Consider the following 11532-nt stretch of genomic DNA (forward strand, 5'->3'; position numbering starts at 1 on the left):
CAATCCAGTCTGTCTCAGCGCAAAGACTCTGGATTGCTTCGCTAGGCTCGCAATGACGGTGTAGCTCACGCCGTCTTCGCCGCCTTCAATCCCAGTCGCTGCTCCACCGCATCCCGCATCACGAACTTCTGGATCTTTCCCGTCACTGTCATCGGAAACTCGTCGACGAACTCCACGTAGCGAGGGATCTTGTTGTGGGCGATCTGGCCGTCGCAGAAGGCGCGGACCTCCTCGGCCGTCAGCGTTTCGCCCGGCCTGACGCGGATCCATGCGCAGAGCTCCTCGCCGTAGCGGGTGTCCGCGACGCCGAAAATCTGCACGTCCTGGATCTTGGGGTGACGGTACAGAAACTCCTCGATCTCGCGCGGGTAGAGGTTCTCGCCGCCGCGGATCACCAGATCCTTGATGCGTCCAACGATGTTGCAATAGCCCTCGTCGTCGATGGTGGCGAGGTCGCCGGTGTGCATCCAGCCATGGGCATCGAGCACATCGGCCGTCTTTTCCTTCTCTTCCCAATAGCCCAGCATGACGCTGTAGCCGCGCGTGCAGAGCTCGCCGCGTTCGCCGCGCTTGACGATCTTTCCCTCGAGATCGACGATCTTGACCTCCACATGCGGATGGATTCTTCCGACCGTGGAGACGCGGCGCTCCAGCGGGTCGTCCACTGCGCTCTGGAAGCTGACGGGACTGGTCTCGGTCATGCCATAGGCTATCGTGACCTCGCGCATGTTCATCTCGGTGTTGACCCGCTTCATGACCTCGATCGGGCAGGGCGCGCCGGCCATGATACCGGTGCGCAGCGATTTCAGATCGAAGTTCTTGAACTCGGGGTGATCGAGTTCGGCGATGAACATGGTCGGCACGCCGTACAGCGCGGTGCATTTCTCCTGCTCGACCACGCGCAGCGTCGCGAGCGGATCAAAGCCCTCGCCCGGATAGACCATGGCGGCGCCGAGCGTGACGGAGGCCAGGTTGCCCATCACCATGCCGAAGCAATGATAGAGCGGCACCGGAATGCAGATGCGGTCCTGCTCCGTCAGGCGCATCGCTCGTCCCGTGAAGTAGCCGTTGTTGAGGATGTTGTGGTGGGTCAGCGTGACGCCTTTCGGCGAACCCGTGGTGCCGCTGGTGAACTGGATGTTGACAGGGTCGTCGAACTGCAGCGCGGCGCCGAGCGCGGCAAGCTGCTGACGATGCTCCGCTCCGCTCATGCGTGCGACGTTGTCGAAGGGGATCGTGCCTGGGGCCGCCGGGCCGCCGATCTGGATCACCATCCGCAAAGCCGGCAACCGCGCTGCCTGCAAATGTCCAGGTTTCGCCCGCGCCAGCTCCGGAAGCAGCGTGTTGAGCATCTCCATGTAATTGCTGGTCTTGAACGCGGTGGCGGTGACGATCGCCGCGCAGCCGACCTTCTTGAGGGCGAATTCCAGCTCGCTGAGCCGGTAGGCGGGGTTGATCGTCACCAGGATCAGGCCGGCTTTGGCGGCGGCGAACTGGGTCAGCGTCCATTCCGGCCGGTTCAGCGACCATATGCCGATCCGCTCCCCCCGTTCGAGCCCGAGCGCGAGAAAGCCCGCGGCGAGCGCGTCGACCCGCTCGGCGAACTCTTTCCAGGTCCATCTGACGCCGTGGCTGGGCGAGACGAGCGCCTCGCGATCGCCCCAGCGCCGCACCGCATGGTCCAGGCTTCGACCGATCGTCTCGCCGAGCAGTGGCGTGTCCGAGATACCGCAGACGTAGCTGTCCGCCTTGTCAGCCAAATTGTCAGCCAAGTCGAAATCCTCTCGTCAAAATACCCAGCATGGTCTTTCAGTCGCCATGCCCGGGCTTGACCCGGGCATCCACGTCTTTGGCGCCTGCGGCTGCACGTGGACGGCCCGGACAACAAGCCCGGCCATGACGGGTGATGAGAGTCGCGCCCCTTAGGCCGCCTTCTGCCCGCTCCCGGCAGCATCGAGCCCGGCATAGACACCGCGCTCGAATCCCGCGAACGCCTCCAGGCATTTCGCATCGGCGAACGGCAGAAGCTGCATCAGGATCACGCCGGTGACGTCGCGTGCAGGATCGATCCAGTAATAGGTGTTGGCGAGCCCCGCCCAGGCGAGGCTGCCGGCGCTACGGCCCTCGGCGGTCTTGGCGGTGTTGATCATGAAGCTGAGGCCCCACTTCTTCACCTGCTCCGGATACAGATCGACGTCGTTGGTGTACATCGGGGCGGCCGTCGTCATCTTGCCCATGGCGAGATCGCCGATGTGGTTCTGCCCCATCATTGCGACGGTCTCGGCCTTCAACACCTGGTTGCCGTTGCCGCGGCCCTTGTTCAGGATCATCTGGGTAAACCTGATGTAGTCCGCTGCCGTCGAATAGAGGCCGCCGCCACCCATGTGGAATTCCGGCTCCTGCTCGAGCTCGAACGGGATGGCGGCCAGCTGGCCGTCCTCGCCGCGCGCGTGCATGCCGACCAGGCGCTTGCGCATGTCGTCGGTGATCTTGAACGCCGTGTTGCTCATGCCGAGAGGGTTGAACAGATTGTCGCGCAGATAGGCGTCCAATCGCTTGCCGCTGGTAGCCTCCACGGCCTTGCCGACGAAATCGATGTTGGTGCCATATTCCCAGCGCGTGCCGGGGTCGGTCATGATCGGGGTCTTCAGCGCCGCGTTCTGGCAGGTGGTGATGGCGGGAATGCCGTTCTTGTCCAGATAGACCGCGAGATCGCCGTTCCACATATTGTAGCAGAAGCCGGCAGTGTGGGTCATGAGCTGGCGCAGCGTGATCGGGCCCTTGGCGGGGCGCAGCTTTGCCTCTCCATTGGCGTCGAAACCTTCGAGCACCTGCGGATTGGCGAGATCGGGCAATACATCGCCGATCGGCGCATCCAGCGACAGCTTGCCCTGCTCGACCAGCTGCATCGCGCCCGCCGTGGTCACCGCCTTCGTCATCGAGGCGATCCAGAACACGCTGTCGTCGGTCATCGCATCCGGCCTGGACAGGTCGCGCTTGCCGAACGCGCCCTGATACAGCACGTCGTTGCCGCTCGCGGCGATGGCGACGACGCCCGGAATCTCCTTGGTCTCGCTCTTCTGACGCAGAATCTCGTCGATGTCAGCTTTGCTTTGCATGGCGTTTCCTCAGGTTTGATTATTGTTGGAAGCAGCCGATTGTCCTCCCGGATAGCCGGCGCGGCAAGCGCATCTATGTACCTGAACCGGTCGCGATGTCGTGACTTGACGGTCTTGATCTAGCGCAGGACGACAACGCGGCTGAGCGCCTACGCTCTTTCACAATCTGCGGTGGATCGACGTGCCTCGCCCTCACCTTGGACGGGCTTCAGGCCGATATGCTTCGTGGTTTTCGAACCCTTGAAACATTTCGTGAGCTGCCGCGTTCAGCACCCGGTCCCGATCGAGGGGCCGATAAGACTTGATGCAAATGTTGCCGGCCGTGTGGATGGGCGGCGAGGGGGCCTCGGATGATTTCGACCTGGAGCGAATGGAAGCGCTATCCCCGTCCGGGACGCGGCGAGAACCTGGAGGCGCCGATTTCGCCGGGGATCTATGAGGTGCGCGTCGCCGGCACCGGCGCACTCTACTCGTTCGGGGCGGTGGACAATCTGGCGCAGGCGCTGTCGCTGTTGCCGGTCGGCTCGAAGTCATGGTTCGGCCGCCGCGACACCTCTCATGTTCCCGATCTCGAATACCGGACCTGCGCGACCTCCTCGAAGGCCGACGCCAAGGCCGCGGCCGAGCGGATGATCGGCCGTCGCGAGACCTATATGAGCGGCGCGGCCTGAGGCCGCTGCCAGTTTAGCTGCCACCTGACGTGCGTTTGCGGGGCGGTGCATTGCGCGCCGTCTGTCTCTATATTGCGGCCGATCCGATCGCCGCCAGGGAGAAACGCCAATGACCCAGACCGCCGCCGCTCGCGCTCCGCAAGCCACCTCCAATCTGCGCGACCGGCTGAAGGACCCGTCGCTCCTGAAGGAGGCCTGTTATATCGACGGCGCCTGGGTCGGCACGCCGGTATTCGCCGTCAACAATCCCGCGACCGGCGTGGAGCTGGCAAAAGTCCCGCAGCTTGGCGCGGACGACACGACCAAGGCGGTCGAAGCGGCCGAGCGCGCCTTTCCGGGCTGGGCCAAGCACACGGCAAAGCAGCGCTCCAACATCCTGCGCAAATGGTTCGAGCTGATCATCGCCAACCGCGAGGACCTCGCGCTGATCCTCACCTCCGAACAGGGCAAGCCGCTTACCGAGGCTCTGGGCGAGGTCGATATCGGCGCCGCCTACATCGAGTTCTTTGCCGAGGAAGCCCGCCGCGTCTATGGTGAGACCATCCCGACGCAGCGGCCCGATGCGCGCCTGCTCGCGATCAAGCAGCCGATCGGCGTCTGCGGCGCCATCACGCCCTGGAATTTCCCGAACTCGATGATCACGCGAAAGGTCTCGCCGGCGCTGGCCGCCGGCTGCACCGTGGTGCTGAAGCCCGCCAATGAGACGCCGCTGTCGGCGCTGGCGCTCGCCGTGCTCGCCGAGAAGGCGGGCATTCCCAAGGGCGTGCTCAACATCATCACGGGTGACGCACCGCCGATCGGCAAGGTGCTGTGTGAGCATCCGGCCGTGCGCTTCGTCGGCTTCACCGGCTCGACCGCCGTCGGCAAGATCCTCTACCAGCAGGCCGCCGTCGGCGTGAAGCGGCTCGGCCTCGAGCTCGGCGGCAACGCACCGTTCGTGGTGTTCGACGACGCCGACATTGACGCTGCGGTCGAAGGCGCGATCGTCTCGAAATACCGCAACATGGGCCAGACCTGCGTTTGCGCCAACCGCCTCTATGCCCAGGACAAGATCTACGACGAGTTCGTGCAGAAGCTGTCGAAGAAGGTCGCGGCGATGAAGATCGGCGACGGCACCGAGAGCGGCGTCACGCAAGGACCCTTGATCAACATGAAGGCGGTCGACAAGGTCGAGCGCCACATCGCCGATGCCGTCAAGCGCGGTGCCAAGGTCGTCACCGGCGGCAAGCGCAGCGAGCTCGGCCGCTCCTTCTTCGAGCCGACCGTGCTGGCCGACGTCAAGCCGGATTCGCTGGTGTCGCAGGAGGAGACCTTTGGCCCGCTTGCCCCGGTGATCCGCTTCAAGGACGAGGCAGACGTCATCGCGATGTGCAACGCCTCGCCATTCGGCCTGGCCTCGTACTTCTACTCCCGCGATCTGGGCCGCGTCTGGCGCGTCGCCGAAGCGCTGGAATCGGGCATGGTCGGCGTCAACACCGGCCTCATCACCACGGAAGTCGCCCCCTTCGGCGGCGTCAAGGAAAGCGGCCTGGGGCGCGAAGGCTCGCGTCACGGCATGGAAGAATATCTCGAGATCAAATACGTGATGATGGCGGGGGTGTGAGGCACCATTATCTCTCCACGTCATTGCGAAGCGAAGCAATCCAGACGATCTCCGCGGAGGGACTCTGGATTGCTTCGCGACGCTCGCAATGACGGAGCGAGACGCGACAGTCGAGGCTAAATCTTCAACTCCGTTCCCGTCACGCGCCGGTACGCTTCCAGATATCGCTTGCTGGTCGCTTCGACGACGCTCGCCGGCAATGGTGGCGGCGGGGCGTCGCCGTTCCAGCGGCCGGCGCGGCGCTCGGCGTCGAGATAGTCGCGCAATGGCTGCTTGTCGAAGCTCGCCTGCGGCTGGCCGGGCTTGTAGGTGTCGACCGCCCAGAAGCGCGAGGAATCCGGCGTCATCACCTCGTCGATCAGAATGATGCGGTCGTCCCTGTCGCGGCCGAACTCGAACTTTGTATCCGCGATGATGATGCCCTGTTCGCGCGCCAGCTCCTCGCCGAGCGTGTAGATCGCGCGCGTCATGCTTTCCAGCGTATAGGCGACCTCGTCGCCGACCACTTCGCGCATCTTCGCGATCGTGATGTTCTCGTCATGGCCACTCTCGGCCTTGGTGGCGGGGCTGAAGATCGCAGGCTCCAGCTTCTCGCTCTCGACAAGCCCGGCCTTCAGCTTCTCGCCGGCGAGCGTGCCGCTGGCGGCATATTCCTTCCAGGCGGAGCCCGAGAGATAACCGCGGATCACGCATTCGATCGGAAACACGGTGGTGCGCTTGCACAGCATGGCGCGGCCGAGGATCTCGGCGCGGTGCGGCTTCAGTGCCGGCACGGCCGCAATGATCTCGTCGGTGTCCGCGCTGATCATGTGATGCGGCACCACGCCTTCGAGCTCATTGAACCACCACGCGCTGATTTGCGTCAGCACCGCGCCCTTCATCGGAATGGTTTCGCCCATCACCACATCGAAAGCGCTGATGCGGTCGGTGGTGACGAGCAGCAGGCGCTCATCGTCGACGGCATAGATATCGCGCACCTTGCCGCGTCCGATCTTGGGAAGCGGCAGGTCGCTGGAGAGCATGGTGGTCATGGGCAAGGCTTTCGCAGGCTTTCAGGCAGGCATCCGGCCGTGCCTGATGGCATTGGCCGGAGACCGGATTAGCCTATTCCGGCAGCGGAATGAACTCATGTTCCTGCGGAACTGGCGCGAAACGGCCGGTTTTCCAGTCCTGCTTGGCTTGCTCGATCCGCTCCTTGCTGGATGAAACGAAATTCCACCAGACATGGCGTGGACCTTCCAGCGCATCGCCGCCAAGAAACATCATCCGGGTCGCCTTGAGCGCCTTCACCGTAATGCGGTCGCCGGGGCGGAAAATGAGGAGCCGCGGCCCTTCATAGCGCTCGTTCGCGATCTCGACCTCGCCGTCGACGACATAAATCGCGCGCTCCTCGTGATCGGGATCGAGCGGCACGCTCGCGCCGGCGAGGGCAGTCACCTCGGCGTAGAACCAGGGCGACACCATCGATACGGGCGAGGTGATGCCGAACGAGGATCCCGCGATCACGCGCGCGGTGAAATCGCGTTCGGTGATCATCGGCAGGTCGCCCGCCCCGTAGTGTTGGAACGACGGCGCGATTTCTTCCGATCCGGCCGGCAGCGCGATCCAGCTTTGCAGGCCCAGCATCTTCTGGCCCGAGGCACGCTGTGCATCCGGCGTGCGCTCGGAATGGGCGATGCCGCGGCCGGCCGTCATCAGGTTCATCGCCCCCGGCGCGATCTCCTGGACGTTGCCTTCGCTGTCGCGATGCATGATCGCGCCGTCGAACAGATAGGTGACGGTGGCGAGCCCGATATGCGGATGCGGCCGCACGTCCATGCCTTTTCCGGAGACGAACTGCACCGGTCCGAAATGGTCGAAGAAGATGAAGGGCCCGACCATCTGCCGCTTGCCGTGCGGCAGCGCCCGGCGCACCGCGAAGCCGTCGCCGAGATCGCGCGTCCGCGGCACGATGACGAGATCGAGCGCATCGCAGGACATGGGATCGCCGAGCACGGGATCGTTCGAGGGCTGCCAGCTCATGGGGGACTCCTTGTGTATTTCGCGAGCCTGATTGTAGCAGGATACCATGCCGCAGTCGCGGCAAAGCCCGACCTCATGCGCTTGTGACTTGGGAATGTTCGATATGTCGCAGCGGTCGCCATGCCGGGACAAGCCGGTCATGCATGGCGCAGCATACGGGCAGCGGCAAACGGATGGTTACTGACGTCCCAGCTCGGTCGCCTGCGCCACGCGGTCGAAGCGCTCCAGCGTCATGATCGCGTCCGCGAATTTCTCCGCCCGCGCGTTCAGCACGGGGCGGGCCAGCGTCAGGAATTTCTGCTGCATGGCCTGCGCGTCCGGGAACGAGGTCGGCTCGCCGGAGGGATCGGCATAGAGCCGCTCATGCACGCCGTCGTCGGTGGTGATGCTGACGCGCGCCCCGAACGGGTGGGTGCGGCCGATCTCGAGCCGGTCGTCCTGCACCACGTCGAACTTGTCCGCGAGCGCGTCGATCGCGGCATCGCCAAGCCGGTTGTAGTCGTCCCAGCCGAACGAGCCCTGGTCAAGCGCGAGCGCGCCGGTGAAGAACATCGAGAACTGGCCGCCCACGATCGAGCGCGGATGGCGCTTGGTCGCGGCATCTCCGGTGAGCGTGATGCCGTTGCGGTGCAAGCCGATCTCGACTCGCTTGACTTGGTCGGGAGTCAGATTGTGCTCGCGCCGCATGGCGATCAGGGCGTCGATCGCGGCATGAGTGTAGCGGCAGCTCGGATAGGGTTTCACGCCGATCTTCATCGTCTCGTAGGTCTTGCCAAGCTCGGCGACCGCTTTGTCCGGATGCGCGTCGTCGGTGTAGCCGGCGAGCAGGCCGTGCTTGCCCTCGATCGATTCGGTCGCGCCGACGAAATCGTTGCGGGCGAGCGTCGCGGCGATCACGCCGTTCATCGCGGCCGCGCCGACCTGGTAGCGCTTGTTCCAGGCGCCGTTGACCAGGAATTGCAGCGAACCCGCGGCCTGGCTGCCGGACACGCCGAAGGCCGCGATCAGCTGCTTCTCGCTGAGGCCAAACAGTTTTCCGGCCGCTGCGGCAGCGCCATAGGTGCCAGCCGTCGCGGTCGGATGGAAGCCGCGTGCATAATGCGAGGTCGGATCGAGTGCGTTGCCGAGGCGGCAGCAGACCTCATAGCCCGCGACGATCGCCGTCAGCACGTCGCGGCCGGACGCGCCGACCATCTCGCCGACGGCGAAGGCCGCAGGAACCACCGGGGCGCTCGGATGCAGCGAGGAATCGGCGTGCGTGTCGTCGAAATCCAGGGAATGCCCCAGCGCGCCGTTGAGCAGGGCCGCGACTGCCGGAGTCCAGGTCTTGGTATCGCCGAACACGGTGGATTCGCCCTTGGTGTCGAGCGCGAGCGCCTCCAGCATCTTCAGCATCGACGGGGTCGATTCCGCCTCGCGCCTTGCCCGGATCGCGCTGCCGAGAAAGTCGAGCGTCAGCACTTTGGCGCGCTCCAGCACCTCTGCCGGAATATCCTGGTACTTCAGATTGGAGACATAGGCTGCGAGCGTTGCGGTTTCAAAGGCCATCGTGTTTCCTCGTTTTGGCCGGCAAGTTAGGCGGGCTCATTTCGCCTTTCAAGCGGCCTTGCGGCCGCGGGCATCAGCTATGCTCCTGGCAGCTTCGACCGGATCGGGACGTTGACGATGGCACTCGCAGGACAGCTGTTCGACAGGATCCGGGCGCGAAGGACGCAGCTGGGGCTCGCGATCCGGGTCACGGTGGCGGCGACCGCCGCCTACGCGATCGCCACCGCGCTGCACCTCTTGCTGCCGCTCTGGGCGGTGCTGACCTCGCTGATCGTGACGCAGATGAGTGTCGGCCGCTCGCTCAAGGCGACGCGCGACTACATGCTGGGCACGATCGGCGGCGCCGTTTACGGCGGTGCCATCGCGATCCTGATACCCTATTCCAGCGAAGCGGGCCTGTTGGGGCTCCTGGTCCTCTCGGTCGCCCCGCTTGCGTTCATCGCCGCGATCAATCCGAGCCTCAGTGCCGCCACGGTGACCGCGGTGATCGTGCTGCTGGTTCCGACCATGCACCATTCCGATCCCCTGGCCTCGGCGATCGATCGGGTGAGTGAGGTCGCGGTCGGGGCGGTCACGGGATTGCTGGTGTCCTTCCTGGTGCTGCCCTCGCGCGCGGTGCGGCAGATCCGCGCCAGCGCGGCCAAGCTGCTTGAATTGATCGCCGACGCTTTCACCGAGCTGCTTGCGGGCCTGACGCGCGGCCGTGACAACGATGCGCTGCACCGGATTCAGGACGGGATCGGCACTGCGATGGTCGATCTCAACGCGATCGGCTCCGAAGCCGAGCGCGAGCGCGCCGCGCATCTGTCGAGCGGCCCGGACACCGGCCCCTTGCTGCGCACGATCCTGCGGCTGCGCCATGACGTCGTGATGATCGGCCGGGCCACGGTGGTGCCGCTGCCGATCGAGGTGCAGACGCGGCTGGCCGGCCCGTTGACGGAGGTCTCGACGGTGATCGCCCGTTTCCTGCGTTCGGCCGCCTCGGCCTTGCGCGAAGGCGCAGGCGCGCCGCCGATCCATCCGGTCCACGTCGCGCTCCAGCACTACGCCGAAGCGGTCGCGTCCGTGCGGCAGGACGGCCTGATTCGCGGCTATCCAGGCGACACCGCCGAGCGCTTCTTCGCACTCGGTTTCTCCCTGGAGCAGATGCACCAGAATCTGTGCGATCTCGATCGTGTCGTCGGCGAATGGTCAGAGGCGGCGAGCAAGTCCGCGCGCATTGCAGACTGAATGGTGTTACAGATCGAAGAACGCGAGCTGCGTCGCATCGCGCCGCTCTATGCCCTCGGTCAGCGCGTTCAATGCGGCATCGAAGCTTGGCTGAGGTTGCTCCAGTTCCCACGCCCCGTCATGGTCCCATTGAAAACACTGACCATAGCGCGTTCCGGGCTCGACATGGAGGAGGAGACAACGGCTGAGCTGCGATGGTTCCGCAATCGGCACCAGGTGCTTTAGCGACACGCCGTATTGCTTGCGAAAATGGGCGCAGGCTTCCTCGAGCACTTCCTCGGAATAGGCGATGAAATCGAGCAGGCTTCGATGCTGCGTGGCAAGCTCATCCGGTCCATAGAAGCGAAGCTCGGAGGAGGACTCGGGCAGCCGCACCAGCAGCTCCGTCTCGCCGCGGGTCAGCAGGAAGTCGCGATAATCATCGGGCAGTCTGACTCCGAGGGCCCGCTGCGCCGCACTCACATCGGCTTCGCTCGCTGGCGTGCCGGGCCTCCAGCGCCAGCTCCTGGCCGATCCCGCCTTGCGCCGGCTTTCGTACTCAGCATAGCCGGGAAACGCAATGATGTCCTCGTAGCCGCCGAAGCGCGACCATTGATAGGCATCGTCTAAGGCTTCTTCCCGCCGCTCGGGGAAATATCCGCAGACAATCTCCGCGCGCTTGAGGATGTGTTCATGGTTCGGGGCGGTCCTGCACAGGTGCTCGGCGGTCTTCAGCGCCGCATCTGCATCGTCGGCATAGAGATAGGCGTCGCACAGCAGCTCGAGAATGCGCTCCTCGAGGTCGTTCTCGGAGATGGACCACGCATAGTGCGGCTGTCCGGATGCGCGCCGCGCGCGGATTTCATTGTGTGCCTGTTCAGCAAGGCGCACCGCCCCGGCCGGGTCGTCTCCGGCAGCGTAATCGCGGCGTGCGGCGTGCCAGAGATACAGCGGCTCGTGCTCGGCCGGCGTGCCCTTGAGCAGGTCGAGTTGCTTTGCCTGCTCCGCGAGTGGGCCGCTGAGCGCCAGCATCATCAGCTCGTCGAGTCCTTTTTGCCAGTCCGGCTTTGCCTGCGGATCGGGCAGGAGATTGCGCAACGTATAACGCGTGTGGTGGGTCTCGACGTAACCGTGCGCTACCAGTTCGGCGGCATGGCGACGGAAGGCTGCGGCGGCCTCGGCAATGTCCGGAAATTCCTCGCGCAGATATTGATCCGATCCGGGTTCGTCGTCCCGGTTCATGCGGATGCCGATCACCATGGGCTCGCTGCCCGGGATCAGCATCAGCTCGCGATCGTCGTCGCCCGGTGCGCGATGGAAGAATTTTGCCAGATGCATGCGACCTCCGGACGCGCCGCCG

General features: G+C 64.7%; 9 protein-coding genes. 3 read left to right on the top strand and 6 right to left on the bottom strand.

The window, feature by feature from the left end; all coding sequences use genetic code 11:
* Window positions 1–65 precede the first annotated feature (65 nt).
* The gene (locus K408_RS0112125) at window positions 66–1760 is read right to left on the bottom strand and encodes an AMP-binding protein (RefSeq protein ID WP_024338532.1); all 1695 of its coding nucleotides are present in this window, start codon (window positions 1758–1760) and stop codon (window positions 66–68) included.
* A 162-nt stretch (window positions 1761–1922) separates the two neighbouring features.
* Window positions 1923–3119 carry a serine hydrolase domain-containing protein gene (locus K408_RS0112130; protein WP_024338531.1) on the bottom strand — a complete coding sequence of 399 codons (1197 nt, stop codon included), beginning with the start codon at window positions 3117–3119 and terminating at the stop codon, window positions 1923–1925.
* 350 nt (window positions 3120–3469) lie between these two features.
* Here K408_RS0112130 and K408_RS0112135 point away from each other — a divergent pair, with 350 nt between their 5' ends.
* Together K408_RS0112135 and K408_RS0112140 are read left to right on the top strand one after the other, a co-directional pair.
* On the top strand, window positions 3470–3790 hold the full coding sequence (locus K408_RS0112135; protein WP_024338530.1) for a hypothetical protein: 321 nt from the start codon (window positions 3470–3472) through the stop codon (window positions 3788–3790).
* A 109-nt stretch (window positions 3791–3899) separates the two neighbouring features.
* Window positions 3900–5393, top strand: coding sequence for an NAD-dependent succinate-semialdehyde dehydrogenase (locus tag K408_RS0112140; RefSeq protein WP_024338529.1), 1494 nt, complete (start codon window positions 3900–3902; stop codon window positions 5391–5393).
* Between the two features lie 116 nt (window positions 5394–5509).
* Here K408_RS0112140 and K408_RS0112145 read toward each other — a convergent pair whose 3' ends face one another.
* The 3 genes from K408_RS0112145 to K408_RS0112155 form a co-directional block, all read right to left on the bottom strand.
* Entirely contained in the window at window positions 5510–6424 is a 915-nt protein-coding gene (locus tag K408_RS0112145; protein ID WP_024338528.1) for a phosphoribosylaminoimidazolesuccinocarboxamide synthase, read from the bottom strand.
* Between the two features lie 73 nt (window positions 6425–6497).
* Window positions 6498–7415, bottom strand: a complete 918-nt coding sequence (locus K408_RS0112150; protein WP_024338527.1) for a pirin family protein — start codon at window positions 7413–7415, stop codon at window positions 6498–6500.
* Between the two features lie 177 nt (window positions 7416–7592).
* Window positions 7593–8963: an MmgE/PrpD family protein gene (locus K408_RS0112155; RefSeq protein WP_024338526.1), complete on the bottom strand. Its 1371-nt coding sequence runs from the start codon at window positions 8961–8963 to the stop codon at window positions 7593–7595.
* Between the two features lie 117 nt (window positions 8964–9080).
* Here K408_RS0112155 and K408_RS0112160 point away from each other — a divergent pair, with 117 nt between their 5' ends.
* Entirely contained in the window at window positions 9081–10193 is a 1113-nt protein-coding gene (locus K408_RS0112160; RefSeq protein ID WP_024338525.1) for an FUSC family protein, read from the top strand.
* Window positions 10194–10199: 6 nt separating this feature from the next.
* Here the strand turns inward: K408_RS0112160 and K408_RS0112165 are convergent, their stop codons facing one another.
* The gene (locus K408_RS0112165) at window positions 10200–11510 is read right to left on the bottom strand and encodes an SMI1/KNR4 family protein (protein ID WP_024338524.1); all 1311 of its coding nucleotides are present in this window, start codon (window positions 11508–11510) and stop codon (window positions 10200–10202) included.
* Window positions 11511–11532 lie beyond the last annotated feature (22 nt).

Source organism: Bradyrhizobium sp. in8p8, assembly GCF_000426845.1.
In the GTDB taxonomy this organism is placed as follows: Bacteria; Pseudomonadota; Alphaproteobacteria; order Rhizobiales; family Xanthobacteraceae; genus Bradyrhizobium; species Bradyrhizobium japonicum_C.